General features: G+C 66.7%; 16 protein-coding genes. 4 read left to right on the forward strand and 12 right to left on the reverse strand.

Annotation, left to right across the window (positions count from 1 at the left end; translation table 11 throughout):
- Genes OH686_RS23130 through OH686_RS23145 form a run of 4 tightly spaced genes read right to left on the reverse strand, consistent with a single transcriptional unit; the run spans position 1 to position 4653 of the window.
- Positions 1-807, reverse strand: coding sequence for a MetQ/NlpA family ABC transporter substrate-binding protein (locus OH686_RS23130; RefSeq protein ID WP_289535531.1), 807 nt, complete (start codon positions 805-807; stop codon positions 1-3).
- Positions 800-2182, reverse strand: coding sequence for an LLM class flavin-dependent oxidoreductase (locus OH686_RS23135; protein WP_289535533.1), 1383 nt, complete (start codon positions 2180-2182; stop codon positions 800-802). The genes OH686_RS23130 and OH686_RS23135 overlap by 8 nt, the downstream gene beginning before the upstream one ends.
- Positions 2182-3381: an SfnB family sulfur acquisition oxidoreductase gene (locus OH686_RS23140; RefSeq protein ID WP_289535535.1), complete on the reverse strand. Its 1200-nt coding sequence runs from the start codon at positions 3379-3381 to the stop codon at positions 2182-2184. Before OH686_RS23140 ends, OH686_RS23135 begins: the two co-directional genes overlap by 1 nt.
- A gap of 3 nt (positions 3382-3384) precedes the next feature.
- On the reverse strand, positions 3385-4653 hold the full coding sequence (locus OH686_RS23145; RefSeq protein WP_289535537.1) for an SfnB family sulfur acquisition oxidoreductase: 1269 nt from the start codon (positions 4651-4653) through the stop codon (positions 3385-3387).
- 227 nt (positions 4654-4880) lie between these two features.
- On the opposite strand from OH686_RS23145, the gene OH686_RS23150 reads away from it, so the two are divergent.
- The gene (locus tag OH686_RS23150; protein ID WP_289535538.1) at positions 4881-6107 is read left to right on the forward strand and encodes an MFS transporter; all 1227 of its coding nucleotides are present in this window, start codon (positions 4881-4883) and stop codon (positions 6105-6107) included.
- Here the strand turns inward: OH686_RS23150 and OH686_RS23155 are convergent.
- The 5 genes from OH686_RS23155 to tauA all read right to left on the reverse strand — a co-directional run bounded on the left by OH686_RS23155 (position 6104) and on the right by tauA (position 10133).
- Positions 6104-6457 carry a rhodanese-like domain-containing protein gene (locus tag OH686_RS23155; RefSeq protein WP_289535539.1) on the reverse strand — a complete coding sequence of 118 codons (354 nt, stop codon included), beginning with the start codon at positions 6455-6457 and terminating at the stop codon, positions 6104-6106. The two genes, OH686_RS23150 and OH686_RS23155, sit on opposite strands and share 4 nt — an antisense overlap.
- 11 nt (positions 6458-6468) lie before the next feature.
- Positions 6469-7302 (reverse strand): taurine dioxygenase, encoded by an 834-nt coding sequence (tauD, locus tag OH686_RS23160; protein WP_289535540.1) that lies wholly within the window; start codon positions 7300-7302, stop codon positions 6469-6471.
- Positions 7303-7317: 15 nt separating this feature from the next.
- A complete protein-coding gene (gene tauC, locus OH686_RS23165; protein WP_289535541.1) occupies positions 7318-8151 on the reverse strand; it encodes a taurine ABC transporter permease TauC in 834 nt (277 codons plus the stop codon).
- A complete protein-coding gene (tauB, locus tag OH686_RS23170; protein ID WP_289535543.1) occupies positions 8148-8930 on the reverse strand; it encodes a taurine ABC transporter ATP-binding subunit in 783 nt (260 codons plus the stop codon). The genes tauC and tauB overlap by 4 nt, the downstream gene beginning before the upstream one ends.
- Before the next feature lie 225 nt (positions 8931-9155).
- On the reverse strand, positions 9156-10133 hold the full coding sequence (gene tauA / locus OH686_RS23175) for a taurine ABC transporter substrate-binding protein (RefSeq protein WP_289535544.1): 978 nt from the start codon (positions 10131-10133) through the stop codon (positions 9156-9158).
- Positions 10134-10427: 294 nt separating this feature from the next.
- Between tauA and OH686_RS23180 the strand changes: the two genes are divergently transcribed.
- Positions 10428-11216: an SDR family NAD(P)-dependent oxidoreductase gene (locus tag OH686_RS23180; RefSeq protein ID WP_289535546.1), complete on the forward strand. Its 789-nt coding sequence runs from the start codon at positions 10428-10430 to the stop codon at positions 11214-11216.
- Positions 11217-11275: 59 nt separating this feature from the next.
- Here the strand turns inward: OH686_RS23180 and OH686_RS23185 are convergent, their stop codons facing one another.
- The 3 genes from OH686_RS23185 to OH686_RS23195 form a co-directional block, all read right to left on the reverse strand.
- Entirely contained in the window at positions 11276-11839 is a 564-nt protein-coding gene (locus OH686_RS23185) for a TetR/AcrR family transcriptional regulator (RefSeq protein ID WP_289535547.1), read from the reverse strand.
- 94 nt (positions 11840-11933) lie between these two features.
- Positions 11934-13064, reverse strand: coding sequence for a thiolase family protein (locus OH686_RS23190; RefSeq protein WP_289535548.1), 1131 nt, complete (start codon positions 13062-13064; stop codon positions 11934-11936).
- 186 nt (positions 13065-13250) lie between these two features.
- A complete protein-coding gene (locus OH686_RS23195; RefSeq protein WP_289535550.1) occupies positions 13251-13790 on the reverse strand; it encodes a PaaI family thioesterase in 540 nt (179 codons plus the stop codon).
- 115 nt (positions 13791-13905) lie between these two features.
- On the opposite strand from OH686_RS23195, the gene OH686_RS23200 reads away from it, so the two are divergent.
- Complete coding sequence (locus OH686_RS23200; RefSeq protein ID WP_289535551.1) at positions 13906-15108, forward strand: MFS transporter; 1203 nt, start codon at positions 13906-13908, stop codon at positions 15106-15108.
- 18 nt (positions 15109-15126) lie between these two features.
- Positions 15127-16527 carry a dihydrolipoyl dehydrogenase gene (lpdA, locus tag OH686_RS23205; RefSeq protein ID WP_289535552.1) on the forward strand — a complete coding sequence of 467 codons (1401 nt, stop codon included), beginning with the start codon at positions 15127-15129 and terminating at the stop codon, positions 16525-16527.
- Positions 16528-16572: the final 45 nt, after the last annotated feature.

Below are 16572 nucleotides of genomic sequence, written 5' to 3' on the forward strand. Positions count from 1 at the left end.
TCAACTCTCCCAACCCGCCTGGTAGAGCTTGCCGTGGGCCTTGTCGAGGGCAGCGCGCACTTTCGGCGAATGCTGGTAGATGTCGATGAACTTGAGCACGCGCGCGTCCTTGGCCTTCTGCGGCTGGGCGACGAACTGGATGATGTACTCGGGGTGGTCGAGGCCGTCGAACAGCAGGGCGGACTCGGCGTCCAGGGTGCCGGCCAGGCGGATGTAGTGCGGGTAGCCCTGGGCCAGGTCGACCTCGTCCAGCGCGCGCACCAGCTGCACGGCCTCCAGCTCGATGATCTTCAGGTGCTTGGGGTTGTCGGTGATGTCTTCCAGGGTGGCCTTGTAGCCGACGCCGGGCTTGAGCTTGATCAGCCCGGCCTTCTCCAGCAGCTGCAGGCCGCGGCCGCCGTTGACCGGGTCGTTGGCGATGGCGACGGTGGCAGCGTCCGGCAGGCTGGCGAAGTCCTTGTGCTTCTTCGAATACAGGCCGACGTTGTTGATCACCCCGCGCGCCACCGGCACCAAGTCGTAGCCGCCTTCCTTCTTGGCGTTCTCCAGGAAGGGGATGTGCTGGAAGTAGTTAACGTCGATGTCGCCGTTGGCCAGGCTGACATTGGGCGCGATCCAATCGGTGAATTCCACCAGCTCCACGTCCAGGCCCTGGGCCTTGGCTTCGGCCACGGCTACTTCCAGCGGCGGGGCGAAGGCGGCGGTGGTGCCGAGCTTGAGCGGCTCGTCCGCCTGGGCCAGGCCGCCGGCCAGCAGCAGGCCGAGGGCGGCGGCGCGCAGAGTGAAGCTTCGTAGGGTCTTACGCATGACGAGGTTCCTTTTCTTCGGTCGGTAGATTCGGTTGCCGCCAGTGGGCGGCCGGGTGCGGCGCGGCCAGGCGCGGGCCCTGGCCGAACAGCTTGTGGCGCAGGGCGCCGTCGGCGTAGGCGGTCTTGTAGCGGCCGCGTTGCTGCAGCTCGGGGATCACCAGGTCGATGAAATCGACGTAGCTCTCCGGGGTGACGGTGCGGGTGAGGTTGAAGCCGTCCAGGCCGGTCTCGTCGATCCAGGCCAGCAACTGCTCGGCCACCTGGCTGGGCGAGCCGACCGCCTGCGGGTAGCGACCGCCGAGGGCGTGCTGCTCCAGCAGGCGGCGTTTGGTCCAGCCGCTGAAGCTCTTGACCACCGACTCGATGGCGTTGGTCTTGCGCTCGACGATGGGCTCGTCCAGGCCGAAGCCAGCCAGGTCGATGCCGGTGGAGGCGGAAAAGTGTGCGATGCCGGCCTCGGGGCTGGCGTGGCGCTGGTACTCGGCCAGCTTGTCGCGGGCCTCGGCCTCGCTCGGTGCGACCACCACGTTGATGCCCATGAACACCTTGATCGCATCCGCCGGGCGCCCGGCGGCCACGGCCGCGGCGCGCACCTTGTCGACCTGGGCGCGCACCGCCTCCTTGTTCTGCCCGCCGATAAACACGCACTCGGCGTGGCTGCCGGCGAACTGCAGGCCGCGCGCGGAAGAGCCGGCCTGGAACAGCAGCGGCGTGCGCTGCGGCGAGGGTTGGCTGAGGTGATAGCCCTCGACCTGATAGAACTCGCCGTGGTGGCGAATCGGATGCACCTTGTGCGGCTGCGCGTAGATGCGCCGGCCGCGGTCGGCCAGCACGGCGTCGTCTTCCCAGCTGCCTTCCCAGAGCTTGTAGAGCACCTCCAGGTACTCGTCGGCCCGGTCGTAGCGGCGGTCGTGTTCCACCTGTTCGCTGTGGCCCATGGCGCGGGCGGCGCTCTCCAGGTAGCCGGTGACGATGTTCCAGCCGACCCGGCCGCCAGTGAGATGGTCCAGCGTGCTCATGCGCCGGGCGAAGGTGAAGGGCGCCTCGTAGCTCAGGTTGGCGGTGACGCCGAAGCCCAGGTGCGAGGTGACGCCGGCCATGGCCGAGACCAGCAGCAACGGGTCGTTCATCGGCAGCTGGATGCTCTCGCGCAGGGTCAGGTCGACACCGCCCTGGTACACGTCGTAGACGCCGAGGATGTCGGCGAGGAACAGGCCGTCGAACAGCCCGCGCTCCAGCAGGCGGGCCAGGTCGGTCCAGTAGTCGAGGCGGTTGAAGTCCACCGAACGGTCGCGCGGGTGGGTCCACAGGCCGTGGTTGATGTGGCCGACGCAGTTCATGTTGAAGGCGTTGAGCAGCAGCTGCTTGGCCATCAGATGGTCCCTCGGCGTGGCGGCAGGCGCTCGTTGAGGTAGTAGTCGCCGATGGCGTGGTACTTCCAGCGCACCGGGTCATGCAGGGTGTGGGTGCGCGCGTTGCGCCAGTGGCGGTCGAGGCCGTACTCGGCCAGGGTCGCGCGGCTGCCGGACAGCTCCAGCAGCTTGCTGCCGAGCAGCAGCGAGGTTTCGGTGCTGATCGCGCGCGTTTCGGCCACGGCGATGGAGGCGGCAGCCACGCTGGCCTCGTCCGGCGCCAGCTGGGCGCGGTCGACGAACTCGCCGGCGCGCTCCAGCAGCGCCTCGGTGGCGGCCAGGCGCACGCGCAGCTTGCCGATTTCCTGCTGGGTCAGCGGGTCTTCGGCGGCTGTATCTACGCCGGCGTCGATCCACGGCCGCGACTTGTGCCGCACGAACTGCAGCAGGTCCTCGTAAGCGCCACGGGCGATGCCAGTGTCGATGGCCGCGTGCAGCAGCTGGGCGAAGGGCCCGACCGTGGTCGGCCGCTCGAAGGCGCTCTGGAACGGCACCACGTCCTCGGCGGCCACCGCTACGTTGTCGAACAGCACGCTGCCGCTGCCGGTGGTGCGCTGGCCGAAGCCGCTCCAGTCGTCGATCAGCTGCAGGCCCTTGGCCTCGCGCGGAACGAAGGCGAGGAAGCCGACGCCGTGCTCGTCCACCGCCAGGGTGGGAATGCGCTGGGCGAACAGCGCGCCGGTGCAGTAGAACTTGCGCCCGTCGATGTGGTAGCCGGTGTCGGTGCGGGTCAGGCGGGTGTTGCGGTCTAGCGCGGTCTTGGTGCCCAGCTCAGCCAGGGCGTTGCCGAAGCGTTTGCCGGCCAGGGCCTCGGCGTACAGGCGCTGCTGTTGCTTCTGGCTGCCGTTCACCCGCAGCACTTCCAGGGCGTAGAAGTGGTTCTGTGGAATCTGCCCGAGGGAGCCATCGGCCTGGGCGATGCGGGCGATGACCTTGGCCAGGGTGACGCTGGACAGGCCGGGACCGCCGAAGGCCCTGGGTACGGTGATGCCCCACAGGCCCGAGCGGCTGAAGACGTCGAGTTCCGCATGCGGCAACCGGCGCTCGCGGTCGCGCTCGGCGGCACCGGCGGCGAAATCCTGGGCCAGGCGCTCGGCGGTGGCCAGAGCCTGGGCGTCGTCGCGGATCTTCGCCGCGCCGGTATTCAAAGGTGCGTTCATGGCTCAGATCCAGGAGTGGCGGTTGGGGTGGCGGCCGTTGAGGTGCCAGGCGCCGATGGCGTGGTACTTCCAGCGCACCGGGTCGTGCAGGGTGTGGGTGCGGGCATTGCGCCAGTGGCGGTCGAGGCCGAACTCGGCCAGGGTCGCGCGGCTGCCGGCCAGCTCCAGCAACTTCTCGCTGGCGACCAGCGAGATTTCGGTGGTCAGCGCCTTGGCCTCGGCCACGGCAATGGAGGCGCGGGCGGCGCCGTCGGCATCGACGGGCGCGGCGGCGACTTCGTCGAGCACGCGGCCGGCCTGGTGCAGCAGCGCCTCGGCGGCATGCAGCTCGACCTGCAGGCGGCCGACATCGGCGATCACATAAGGATCGTCGCCGGCGCGCTCGACCTTGGCGTCGATCCACGGCCTAGCCTTGTCGCGAACGAAGGCGATGGCGTCGCGCAGGGCGGCGTCGGCGATGCCCAGGTCGATGGCGGCCTGGATCAGCTGGGAGAAGGCGCCCTGCAGGCTCGGCTGTTCGGCCAGCGGCCACAGCGGGATCAAATTGTCCGCGTCCACCTCCACCTCGTTGAGCAGCACGGTGCCGCTGGCGGTGGTGCGCTGGCCGAAGCCGGACCAGTCGTTGACGATGCGCAGGCCCGGGCGGCCGCGCTGGATAAAGGCCAGCCAGGGCCGGCCGGCTTCGTCCAGCGCCTTGGTGGCGATCCAGTGGGCGAACAGGGCGCCGGTGGAGTAGAACTTCTCTCCGCTGAACAGCCAGCGGCCATTGCGCTGCACCAGGCGCGCCTGGATGTCCTGAGTGTGCTTGCTGCCGCGTTCGGGGCCGCCGTTGCCGATGCGCCAGCCGGCCAGCACGCTGGCGAACAGGCGGCGCTGTTGGTCCGGGCTGGCGGCGACGCGCAGCAGGCCGAGCAGGCCGAACTGGTTCTGCGGGATCTGCCCCAGGGCCGGGTCGGCGGCGGAGATGATGCGGAATACTTCGGCGATGGTGACGTGGGACAGCTGCGGCCCGCCGAACTCGCGTGGCACGGCGATGCTGCCGAGGCCGCTGGCGGTGAAGCGCTCCACCAGTTCCCAGGGCAGACGGCGTTCGCGGTCGCGGCCGATCGCCTCGGCTTCGGCGGCGCGAGCCAGCTCATGGGCGGCCTGCAGGGCCTCGGCGTCGCTGCCGAGAATGGCGGCCGGGAGCAGCGCGGGGGCGATGTCCTGGTCGGATGAACGCAGAACTTCGCGGGCGGTGGAGCTGTCCTCAAGGGTAATCGGACTGGTCATGCAAACCTCATCTTGTGGATGCGCCAGCAACGGGCACCGGGGATGAGGGCGCAACGGAGCGGCGAGAAAAGTGCGGTGCTCCGGTGGTCCGGTTTTTATAGCTTATTGATTTGTTTGTTATTTCCTAAATGATATTTAGGTATATGCATGTGCCCGGGAGTTGTTTGCCCGGACAGCTTTTGATCCAGTAGATTGCCCCGTTTTCTTTCTGCCTTGGGACTTGCGCCGTGTCCGCCGAACTTTCCGTCTACCGCCAGCCCGGTTTCCTGCCGTTTCTTGCCGCCCGTGTGCTGGCCATGTTCGCCGTGCAGATCCTGGCGGTGGTGGTGGCCTGGCAGGTCTATGACCTGACCCGCGACCCGATGAGCCTGGCCTATGTGGGCCTGGCCCAGTTCCTGCCGATGCTGTTCCTGCTGCTGCCGGCCGGAGACCTGATCGACCGCTTCGACCGCAAGTGGATACTCGGCCTGAGCTGGGGCGTGGAGGCGATCTGCGCCGCGGTGCTGCTGTGGCTGTCGCTGATCCATGGGCCGGTCGAGGCCTTCTACGGCGTGCTGGTGGCCTACGGCTGCGCCCGCGCCTTCACCGGCCCTGCCTTGTCCAGCCTGCTGCCGCAGATCGTGCCGCGCGAGAGCCTGGCGGCGGCCATCGCCGCCAACAGCATGATCGTGCGCGCCTCGACCATCTCCGGCCCGGTGCTGGGCGGGGCACTCTACGCCATCGGTGGCGGCGAGCTGACCTACGCGCTGTGCCTGCTGTTCTTCGCCGCCGGTGTGCTGATGCTGGCCTGTGTCCAGGTGCGCTTCCGCGAGGAGAGCAAGCCTCTCGAGGCCACCGCCTGGAAGCGTTTCACCGCCGGCATCCACTTCATCCGTTCGAGGCCGATCATCCTCGGCACCATCTCCCTGGACCTGTTCGCCGTGCTGCTCGGCGGCGTGGTGGCGCTGCTGCCGATGTATGCCCATGAGGTGCTGGAGGTGGGCCCGACCGGCCTCGGCATCCTGCGTAGTGCCATGGCCATCGGCGAGGTGACGGTGGGCTTCTACCTGAGCACGCGGCCGTTCAATCGCCACGTGGGCATGCGCATGTTCATCGCGGTGGCCGTGTTCGGCCTGGCCAACCTGGTGTTCTCGCTGTCCAACCTGTTCTGGCTGTCGTTCGCTGCGCTGATGGTGGCCGGCGGCGCGGACATGGTGAGCATGTATATCCGCTCCTCACTGATCCAGTTCTCCACCCCGGACGCCATGCGCGGCCGGGTGAACGCGGTGAACATGCTGTTCATCGGTTCCTCCAACGAGCTGGGCGAATTCCGCGCCGGCAGCAGCGCCGCCTGGTTCGGCGCGGTGCCGGCGGCGGTGCTGGGCAGCCTGTGCACCCTCGGCGTGGTCGGCGGCTGGATGTGGGGCTTCCGCAGCCTGCGCAGCGTGGACCGCTTCGAGGATGCGGCGCCTTAGTCCCGCTCGGCGAGGAAGGCGCTGAGGCCACCCTCGATGGACGCGACGTTGCTGTAGCCGAGACGTTGCAGCTCGTCGGCGGCCAGGGCGCCGCGATTGCCGCCGCGGCAGTAGCAGAGGATCGGCGCCTGCCTGTCCGGCTGCAGTTCTGCGAAACGCCGGGCCAACTCCTCGCCGGGTAGATGGTGGGCTCCCTCTATATGGCCTTCGGCATATTCCTCGCCACTGCGCACATCCAGCAGCAGGCTGCCGGCCTCGATGCGCTGCCGAGCCTCGGCAGGTGCGAGTTGCACGATGCGGCCCTTGGCCTCGGCGGCGCGCCGCAGGAACTCCTCGTCATGCGTGGTCATGTCTCGCTCCGCTATACGGGCGTGTCGCCGAGGATGGTGGCGCGGTGCATCACCCGTCGCGCCGGGCGGTAGTCGTCCACCGCATAGTGCTGGGTGATGCGGTTGTCCCAGAAGACCATATCGTTCTCCTGCCAGCGCCAGCGGATGCTGAATTCCGGACGAGTGCTGTGGGCGAACAAGAAGCGCAGCAGGGCGTCGCTCTCGGCCGGCTCCAGCTCGTTGATCCGCGTGGTGAAGCCCTCGTTGACGAACAGCCCCTTGCGCCCGGTGACCGGGTGGGTGCGTACCACCGGGTGGGTCACCGGCGGATGCTGGCGCTGCACCTCGTGGTAGCGCTCCAGCGCCTCGGGTGTGTTGCCGAAGCGTTCCAGCGGGAACGAACGGGTGAAGTCGTGGCTGGCGGTGAGGCCGTCGAGCAGGTGTTGCAATGGCTTGGACAGTGCCTCGAAGGCCGCGCTGCTGCTGGCCCACAGCGTATCGCCGCCATAGGCCGGCAGCTGCTTGGCGGCCAGCACGGCGCCCAGGGCCGGCGTCTCGAGGAAAGTCACGTCGGTGTGCCAGATGGCGTTGTCGCGCACGTCGGTGACGGCAGTGTCGAGCACCAGCACTTCCGGCTGCTCGGGGATGTTCGGGTAGATCGGGTGGATGTGCAGGTCGCCGAAGCGTGCGGCGAAGGCCGCCTGTTGCGGCGGCTCGATCGGCTGGGCGCGGAAGAACAGCACCTGGTGGTCGAGCAGGGCCTGTTCGATGGCGCGCTGGTCGGCGTCCGCCAGCGGCTGGCGCAGGTCGACACCGCCGACGATGGCGCCCAGGGCCGGGCTCAGGGGGGTGATATTGAGGCTCATGCAGCTACTTCCGAATCAGTGGGCCTGGCCATGCCAGGGCACCAGCTTGCGTTGCAGGGCGCGCAGGCCCAGTTCCAGGGCGAAGGCGATCACGGCGATCAGCAGGATGCCGAGGATCACCACGTCGGTGACCAGGAACTGCGCCGCCGACTGCACCATGAAGCCGAGGCCGCGCTGGGCGGCGATCAGCTCGGCGGCGACCAGGGTCGACCAGCCGACCCCGAGGCCGATGCGCACGCCGGTGAGGATGTCTGCCAGGGCGCTGGGCAGCACCACGTGGCGGATCAGCTGGCCCTGGGTGGCGCCGAGCGCCTGGGCGGCGCGCAGCTTGGCCGGGTCGACGCTGCGCACGCCGGTGGCGGTGGCGATGACGATAGGGGCGAAGATCGCCAGGTAGATCAGCAGCACCTTGGACAGCTCGCCGATGCCGCACCAGATGACGATCAGCGGCAGGTAGGCCAACGGTGGGATCGGCCGGTAGAACTCGATCAGCGGATCGACCAGGCCGCGCACCACGCGGCTGCGGCCGATGGCGATGCCCAGCGGAATGGCGGTCAGTACCGCAAACAGCAGGGCCAGGCCGATACGACCGAGGCTGGCGCCCAGGTGCTGCCACAGGCTGGCATCCAGGTAGCCCTCGGTGATCAGCTTCCAGCCGCGCGCCAGCACGGTCTGCGGGCTGGGCAGGAACAGCGGCTCGATCAGTCCGGCGGCGGTCACCGCCCACCAGATCCACAGCAGGCTGCCGACGCTGATCAGCCCGAGGGTGAGCAGGCTGAGCTGGCGTGGCGCACGCGCGGCCTGCTGTTCGGCCTCGCTCTTGGCGTAGACGAACTCGTAGCTGCTCATGCCTGCCTCCTCTGGCGCTCGGCGAAGACCTGGGCGAGCACGTGCTCGCGGGTGGCGATGAAATCGGGATCGGACTTGATGGCGCGGGCGCTCTCGCCAGCGGCGTAGCGCTTGCCGAAGTCCAGGTGCAGACGCTCGGCGATGCGTCCCGGATTAGGCGCCAGCAGCACAAGGTCGGTGGCGAGGAATACGGCTTCCTCGATGTCATGGGTGATCAGCAGCACCGGCTTGGCGGTGCGCCGCCAGACCTGCAGCAGCAGTTCCTGCATCTGTTCGCGGGTGAAGGCGTCCAGCGCGCCGAAGGGTTCGTCCATCAGCAGCACACGCGGCTCGGCGGCCAGGGCGCGGGCCAGGCCGACACGCTGTTTCTGCCCGCCGGAGAGTTCCCAGATGCGTCGTTGTTCGAAGCCGGCCAGGTCGACCAGGCTCAGCAACTCGCGGGCCTTGGCCTCGCGCTGCACGCGCGGCACGCCGGCCAGCTGCAGGCCGAAGGCGACGTTGTCCAGCACGTTCTGCCAGGGCAGCAGGGCGTCGTCCTGGAACACCACGCCGCGCTCGGCGGAAGGGCCGGTGACGGGCACGCCGTCCAGGCTGATGCGCCCTTGGCTGGGGGCGGTGAAGCCGGCGATCAGGTTGAGCAGGCTGGTCTTGCCGCTGCCGGAAGGGCCCAGGGCCACCAGCAACTGCTCGGGGCCGAGGGTCAGAGAAATGTCTTGCAGTACCGGTTCGGCCGCGCCGGGGTACTGTGCGCCGATGCGCTCCAGTTCGAGTAGGGCCATGTCTTTCTCTTCAGGTTGGGTGCATCCGGTGACGGCATCCTTGCCGCCGCCGAACCTCGCCCCGTAGAACCTGCTTCGGAACTCTTGATCGTCGGCCAGGCTGCGTTGAAATCGGGCTCGGACTGCTCATTTACACTTCGTAAACTCCGCGTCCTCGCCCAATTTCGCCTTGCCTGGCTCTAGCTCAAAAGCCCCGAAACAGGTTCTGGAGCGAGGGCCCGATGCTCAATTGGTGACGTACTGGTTGCTGACGTAGGGCGCGTAGTCCGGCAGCACGGCGTCGACCTTGCCTTGCTCCTTGAGGAACTTGGCGGTGTCGGTGATGGCCTGGGTGGTCGGCGCGCCGAGGGCGGTGGCCTGGTCGGCGGCCAGCGGGAAGACGTTGCCCTGCAGCAGCAGCGGGATGTCCTCGGCCTTGGCGCCGGAGAGCTTCACCACCTTGGCGATGTTGTCCTGGTTGGCCAGCCAGGCCTTCGGGTCCTTGCGGTAGTCGGCGTAGGCGTCGAGGGTCACCTTGGCGAAGGCGCGCACCACTTCCGGGTGTTCCTCGGCGAAGTCCTTGCGCACGATCCAGGCGTCGAAGGTCGGTGCGCCCAGCTCGCTCAGCTCGCCGGAGGTGATCAGCACCTTGCCGTTTTCCTTGGCCACGCCCAGGGCCGGGTCCCACACGTAGGTGGCGTCGATGTCGCCGCGCTTCCAGGCGGAGATGATCGCCGGCGGCGCCAGGTTGAGGACCTGCACCTTGGCCGGGTCGATGTTCCAGTGCTTCAGCGCGGCCAGCAGGCTGTAGTGGCCGGTGGAGACGAAGGGCACGGCGACTTTCTTGCCGATCAGGTCTTCCGGCTTGCTGATCTTGCTCCCGTCGCGGGCGACCAGGGCCTCGGCGGCGCCGATCTGGGTGGCGATCAGGAAGGTCTGTACCGGCAGCTGGCGGGTGGCCGCGGCAGCGAGTGGGCTGGAGCCGACGTAGCCGATCTGCACGTCGCCGGAGGCCACGGCGGTGATGACTTCGGCGCCGCCATCGAATTTGCGCCAGTCGATCTCGGACTTGCTGGCTTTCTCATAGGCGCCATCGGCCTGGGCGACCTTGGCCGGGTCGACGGTGGTCTGGTAGGCAACGGTGAAGTCGGCGGCCTGGGCGCTCAGGCTCAGGCTGGAAATCGTCAGTACCGCCAGCAGGCGGCGGGCGAAGGGAATGCTCATGGTGATGCTCCTCGGGCGGGCGCGGACCGTTCCGGGGAAGGTCGAGCCACTGGACAGATGTCGTTCTTCTTGGGGTTTGTCCGGTGGTCCGGTAGAGCAAAGCTAAGTGATAAAAATGGAATAGATAAATACTTTTTTAGACTATTTTTATAGTCATAAGCAGGGGTAGCCGTCGCTCTATGAGAGCCATAGGCAAATAGCTGTTGTGGGATTACGCTCGCCATATAATATGTCGAGCGTAATCCAATTCAGTTGCTGGCCATTCGGCCTTAACCATTCTTCGGGAGACGAAACATGAGCAAACTCGGCAAGGCACTGATCACCGGCGCATCCGCAGGCATCGGCGCAACTTACGCAGAGCGCCTGGCGCGCCGCGGCCACGACTTGTTGCTGGTGGCGCGCGACGCCCAGCGTCTGGAAAGCATGGCCGGTCGCCTGAGCCAGGAATACGGGGTGCAGGTCGAAGTGCTCAAGGCCGACCTGACCCAGAAGGCCGAGCTGGCGGTAGTGGAAGACAAGCTGCGCAACGATGCGGCCATCAGCGTGCTGGTGAACAACGCCGGCATCGCCGCCAACGGCAAGCTGGCCGAGGCCGATCTCGACCAGGCCGAGGTGCTGATCCAGCTCAATATCGTCGCCCTGACTCGTCTGGCGTCCGTGGCTGCCGCGCAGTTCTCCGCGCGCGGTAACGGCGCGATCATCAACATCGCCTCGGTAGTGGCCCTGGCGCCGGAGCTGTTCAACGCCGTGTACAGTGCCTCCAAGGCCTATGTACTGAGCCTGAGCCAGACGCTGAATGGCGAGCTGGTCGGCAAGGGCGTGAAGGTCCAGGTCGTGCTGCCGGGCATGACCCGCACCGAGATCTGGGAGCGCACCGGCATCGATGAGGCCGCGCTGCCGGCGGAGATGATCATGGAGGTCGGCGAGATGGTGGATGCCGCGTTGGCCGGTTTCGACCAAGGCGAGCTGGTCACCATTCCGTCGCTGCCGAACGCCGCCGACTGGCAGGCGCTGGTGGCCGCACGCGGCGCACTGGGGCCGAATCTGTCGCGCAACAGCGCGGCGGCTCGCTACAAGCGCTGAGGCGCAGAAAGTAAAAAGCCCTCGCGGGTGACCGCGAGGGCTTTTTTGTTGCCTGCCGATCAGGCCTCTTCGACCTGTTCCAGCAACAGCTTGCGTGCCGAGCTGAGCAGCTGCTCTGCCAGTTCCGGATCGGCGACGCTGCGCGACAGCACCAGGGCGCCGACCATGCTCGAGAGAATCAGCGCGCTCTGCGCCTCGGCGTCTTCGCCGGACAGGTTGTTGGCGATCATCTGCAGGCGGTCGCGCACGATCTGGTCGGTGACCGGACTCGGTTGGCCGCGTTGGCCCAGCTCGGCGGAGATGGTCGGCAGCGGGCAGCCGGCGCCCGGCGCCTTGCAATGGGCGGAGGAAAGGTAGCGCTTGATCAGGGTCTGCAGCGGCTGCGGGCTCTTCTCGACCTCGTTGAGGCCGGCCTTGAGCTGATCGGCGCTCTGCTGCAGCGCCTGCTCGACCAGGTCGTCCTTGGACTTGAAGTGCGCGTAGAAGCCGCCGTGGGTCAGGCCGAGGGCCTTCATCAGCGGCTGCAGGCCGGTGGCCAGCACGCCGTCGCGGCGAAAGCGCAGGGCGGCCTCGTCGACGATGCGTTGGTGGGTCTTGGCTTTGTGGTCTTCGGAATAGCGCATGGCGGTCAGTTCCAGGCAGGAATTGGAATGCTGACCTTCATCTTACACGCTGAGAAGAGAATGCGGGCGCGGCGAGGAGCCGCGCCCGTGATGGTCAGACCGCTTCGAGCAGCGTGGCCACACCCTGGCCGCCGGCGATGCACTGGGTGGCAATGGCGTAGCGACCGCCCGTGCGCTTGAGCAGCGACGCGGCTTTGCCGGTGATGCGCGCGCCAGTGGCGCCCAGCGGGTGGCCGAGGGCGAGGGCGCCGCCATCGATGTTGACCTTGGCCATGTCCAGGCCCAGCTCGCGTACGCAGGCGATGGACTGGCTGGCGAAGGCCTCGTTGATCTCGACCAGGTCGATATCGCCGATGCTCAGGCCGGCACGCTCCAGCACCTTGCGGGTCGCCACCACCGGGCCCATGCCCATGATCTCCGGCGCGCAGCCGCCGACGGCGACGGCCTTGATGCGTGCCAGGATGTCCAGCTTGTGGCGGCGGGCAAATTCTTCGGTACACACCAGCACGGCGGCGCTGCCGTCGGTGAGTGGCGACGAAGTGGCGGCGGTGACACTGCCGCCGAAGGCCGGCTTCAGTCCGGCCAGGGCCTCGGCATTGGTGCCGGGGCGGATGCAGCCGTCTTCGTCGATCACGCCGTCCGGGGTTTCCACGGCGAGGATCTCGTCCTTGAAGTAGCCGAGCTCGCGGGCGCGAACGGCCTTGGCGTGGGATTCGACCGCCATGGCTTCCTGCTCCTCGCGGCTGATCTCGAAGCGCTTGGCCACCTCTTCGGCGGTATGCCCCATGGCCATATAGACCTGCGGGAAGCTGCTCATCAGGGTCGGGTTGGGCGATATGTTGAAGCCGCCCATGGGCACGCGGGTCATGGATTCCACACCAGCGCAGAGGAAGGCCTCGCCGGCACCGAGCATGATCTGCCCGGCGGCGAAGTGCACCGAGGTCATGGAAGAGCCGCAGAAGCGGTTGACCGTGGCGCCGCCGAGGGTCTCGGGGAAACCGGCGCGGAAGCTGGCGATGCGGGCGATGTTCATGCCCTGTTCGGCTTCTGGATAGGCACAGCCCATGATCACGTCTTCCAGCAGGCTGGGGTCGAGATCGAGCTTGTTGACCAGCCCCTTCAGTACCTGGGCCGCCAGGTCGTCCGGACGCAGATTGATCAATCCGCCTTTCTTGGCGAAGTGGAAGGGGGAGCGGGCGTAGCCGGCGATCACGATGGAGGTCATGGCTGTAGTCCTGTGACGGTGAGGGAGGCGTGGATTCGCCATCCGCAGAAATATGATAGGAGTAATTCAAACGACCGTATAGATGTCGATTGTAATTTAATGGTTGGTGGGTTCTATCGAGGTGATTGGTATTCAGCTGGTGCGGGCCTGCCGCTGTAAGCGTACTGGCCGGGCCCGCGTGGTTGGTCAGCCGCGTAAATCGAGAATCATGCAGGTGGTGGAGCCGACCGCGTACAGGCGGTCATCCACGTCATATAGCCGACCCTCGGCCAGCGCGGTGGAGCGGCCCAGGTGGACGACGCGACCTTCGGCGCGGATCGGTCCGGTGCTGGCGGTGATGGCACGCACGTAGCTGATGCGCAGATCCATGGTGGTGTAGCCCTGGCCGGCTTTCAGCTGGGTATGCACGGCGCAGCCCATGCAGGAGTCGAGCAGGGTGGCCGCATAACCGCCATGCACGCTACCCAGCGGGTTGTAGTGGCGGGCGTCGGGCGTGCCCTGGAACAGAAAGCGACCCGGCTCCCATTCCAGCGGAACGAAGTCGACCAGATGGCCGAAGGGCGGGCTGGGCAGCTCGCCACTGCCAATACGGTCGAAGAATTCCTGGGCGCTCAGCTCGCTGACCTGTTTCAGCGACAGGGTGCCGGGCTCACCCAGCCGGGCGCGGGCGTTGCGCTCGGCTTCCAGCCAGTTGGCGAGGATCTGCTCTCGATCAGTTGTTTGCATGCTTGGCTCCTGTGGATGGCAATGAATGATTGGTATCATTTCATATTTTATATTATGGTCAAAATATAAATGCGTGACGCCATGTGGCCTCACTGCGGATGTGCGGAGAAATGCAATGCCGAAACCAACCAGAATCCTGCTGCTGATGCTCATGACGCTTACGGCACTGGGCGAGATTTCCACCCAGTTGCTGATTCCGGCGCTTGCTGAGCTGGAGCAGGGCTTTGCGGCCAGGCCAGGGACTAGCCTCGCCGCGTTGTCGATATTCGTGGCGGCATTCGGGCTCGGTCAGCTGATCGTCGGGCCGCTGTCCGATCGCCTGGGGCGCCGGCCCGTGCTGATAGCCGGGTTGCTGGTGTACCTGGCGGCGACCGGCTGGATGCTGCTGGCTGGCGATCTCGCCGAGTTCATCACCGCTCGGGCGCTACAGGGGCTGGGGGCCTGTTCGGCCCTGGTGCTGGCGCGAGCCGTGGTACGCGATGTGTGGAAGGCCGAGGCCGGGCCGGCCCTGGCGCTTACAGTGATCGGCATGCTGACCTCCATCGTTCTGGCACCCATGTTCGGCGGTCAGCTGACCCTGCACTGGGGCTGGCAGGCGCCAGTGCTGGCGGCTTTCTCGGTTGGCAGCATCGCACTGCTCGCCGTGCTGTTCCTCTATAAGGAGAGCAACGCCCAGCTCGATCCGCATGCCGGTCGTCTGCTCGGGTTGGCCGGCGACTATTGGGACCTGCTGCAGGGGCGCTCGCTGCGCACCTTCGCGCTGACCCTGGCCTTCACCTATGGCGCGATGTTCGCCGTGATCGCCGGATCATCCGCTGCCTATATAAAGCTGCTCGGCCTGAGTGCGGCGGAATACGGCCTCACCTTTGGTGCCATCGTCTCCGGTCTGATCGCCGGGGCCCTGTTCACCCAGAAGAAGATCCTCCAGCTCGGGCCGCAGCGGATCGTCGCCATCGGCGTCGCCCTGGTAGCCACCGGCGCTGCATTGACCGTCCTGGTGCATGCGCTGTTCGGGCTCTCGGTGCTCGGCCTATCACTGCCGCAGGTGCTGGTCACCATTGGCGGTGGCATGGTGCTGCCGGCGTCGGTGGCCGGCGCTGTGATTCCCAATGCGCATCGAGCCGGTCTGGCGGCGGGCTTCATGGGCTTCGCCCAGATGGCCGGCGCGACCCTGGCCGGAGTTCTGCTCGGTCTCCTGCAGGACGGCACGTCCTGGCCTATGGTTCTTCTTCATGGTCTGTTCGCCACCGCGGCCTTTGCGGCCTTCCATTTATTACGCCGTGGTTCGAGTGTCGTTCCACTGTCGGCTAGTCGCTGATTCCAGAGGGAGTGCTCCATGAGTGCATACGATGTTGTGGTAATCGGCGGCGGTCCTGGTGGTTACAACGCCGCCATCCGGGCCGGCCAGCTCGGGCTCAAGGTTGCCTGTGTCGAAGGGCGCGAGACGCTTGGCGGCACCTGCCTGAATGTGGGCTGCATGCCGTCGAAGGCGCTGTTGCATGCATCGGAGCTGTACGAGGCAGCGAGCGGCAAGGAGTTCGCCAGCCTCGGCATCGAGGTCAAGCCGACGCTCAACCTGCCGCAGATGATGAAGCAGAAGGACGAGAGCGTCGCCGCGCTGACCAAGGGCATCGAGTTCCTCTTTCGCAAGAACAAGGTCGAGTGGATCAAGGGCTGGGGCAAGCTGGTTGGGGCAGGGCGGGTGCAAGTGACGGCGGCCGACGGCAGCCAGACCGAGTTGCAGGCCAAGGACATAGTGATCGCCACCGGCTCCGAACCGACTCCGTTGCCGGGCGTGACCATCGACAACCAGCGCATCCTGGATTCGACCGGTGCGCTCTCGCTGCCGGAGGTGCCCAAGCATCTGGTGGTGATCGGCGCAGGAGTCATTGGCCTGGAACTGGGCTCGGTCTGGCGCCGGCTCGGCAGCGAGGTGACGGTGGTCGAGTACCTGGATCGAATCTGCCCCGGACTGGATGACGAGACGGCCAAGACGCTGCAGCGCTCGCTCAGCAAGCAGGGCATGAGCTTCAAGTTGGGCAGCAAGGTCTCCGGTGCGGTAGTGAAAGGCAGAGGGGTGGAGTTGAGCATCGAGCCGGCCGCAGGCGGTTCGGCTCAGGTGCTGGAGGCCGACTATGTGCTGGTGGCCATTGGTCGTCGCCCTTACACCGAAGGGCTGGGTTTGGAGAGCGTCGGGCTCGCTACCGACAAGCGCGGCATGCTGACCAATGAGCACCACAAGACTTCGATCCCTGGCATCTGGGTGATCGGTGATGTCACCTCAGGGCTGATGCTGGCGCACAAGGCGGAAGACGAGGCGATCGCCTGTATCGAAAAGATCGCCGGCAAGGCTGCCGAGGTGAACTATGACGTCATCCCCAGCGTCATCTATACCAAGCCCGAGGTAGCCTGCGTCGGTAGGACCGAGGAGCAGCTCAAGGCGGAAGGGCGTCCCTATCGCATCGGCAAGTTCCCTTTCACGGCCAACAGCCGCGCCAAGATCAACCACGAGACCGAGGGCTTCGTGAAGGTGCTGGCCGATGAGCGCACCGACGAGATCCTCGGCGTGCATATGGTGGGGCCGAGCGTGAGCGAGATGATTGGCGAGTACTGCGTCGCCATGGAGTTTGCCGCCTCGGCCGAAGACATCGCGCTGATCTGCCACCCACACCCAACCCGCTCCGAAGCGCTGCGCCAGGCTGCCATGGGCGTGGAGGGCTGGATCATGCAGGCATGAAATCCTCTTCTATATAGAGGGAAAGCGGGAATTTCAGAAACTTTG

The organism is Pseudomonas sp. SO81, from assembly GCF_030374125.1.
Taxonomy (GTDB): domain Bacteria; phylum Pseudomonadota; class Gammaproteobacteria; order Pseudomonadales; family Pseudomonadaceae; genus Aquipseudomonas.

Coding starts and splice junctions, on each gene's coding strand:
- OH686_RS23130 (WP_289535531.1), bottom strand. CDS start 807: ATGCGTAAGACCCTACGAAGCTTCACTCTGCGCGCCGCCGCCCTCGGC.
- OH686_RS23135 (WP_289535533.1), bottom strand. CDS start 2,182: ATGGCCAAGCAGCTGCTGCTCAACGCCTTCAACATGAACTGCGTCGGC.
- OH686_RS23140 (WP_289535535.1), bottom strand. CDS start 3,381: ATGAACGCACCTTTGAATACCGGCGCGGCGAAGATCCGCGACGACGCC.
- OH686_RS23145 (WP_289535537.1), bottom strand. CDS start 4,653: ATGACCAGTCCGATTACCCTTGAGGACAGCTCCACCGCCCGCGAAGTT.
- OH686_RS23155 (WP_289535539.1), bottom strand. CDS start 6,457: ATGACCACGCATGACGAGGAGTTCCTGCGGCGCGCCGCCGAGGCCAAG.
- tauD (WP_289535540.1), bottom strand. CDS start 7,302: ATGAGCCTCAATATCACCCCCCTGAGCCCGGCCCTGGGCGCCATCGTC.
- tauC (WP_289535541.1), bottom strand. CDS start 8,151: ATGAGCAGCTACGAGTTCGTCTACGCCAAGAGCGAGGCCGAACAGCAG.
- tauB (WP_289535543.1), bottom strand. CDS start 8,930: ATGGCCCTACTCGAACTGGAGCGCATCGGCGCACAGTACCCCGGCGCG.
- tauA (WP_289535544.1), bottom strand. CDS start 10,133: ATGAGCATTCCCTTCGCCCGCCGCCTGCTGGCGGTACTGACGATTTCC.
- OH686_RS23180 (WP_289535546.1), top strand. CDS start 10,428: ATGAGCAAACTCGGCAAGGCACTGATCACCGGCGCATCCGCAGGCATC.
- OH686_RS23185 (WP_289535547.1), bottom strand. CDS start 11,839: ATGCGCTATTCCGAAGACCACAAAGCCAAGACCCACCAACGCATCGTC.
- OH686_RS23190 (WP_289535548.1), bottom strand. CDS start 13,064: ATGACCTCCATCGTGATCGCCGGCTACGCCCGCTCCCCCTTCCACTTC.
- OH686_RS23195 (WP_289535550.1), bottom strand. CDS start 13,790: ATGCAAACAACTGATCGAGAGCAGATCCTCGCCAACTGGCTGGAAGCC.
- OH686_RS23200 (WP_289535551.1), top strand. CDS start 13,906: ATGCCGAAACCAACCAGAATCCTGCTGCTGATGCTCATGACGCTTACG.
- lpdA (WP_289535552.1), top strand. CDS start 15,127: ATGAGTGCATACGATGTTGTGGTAATCGGCGGCGGTCCTGGTGGTTAC.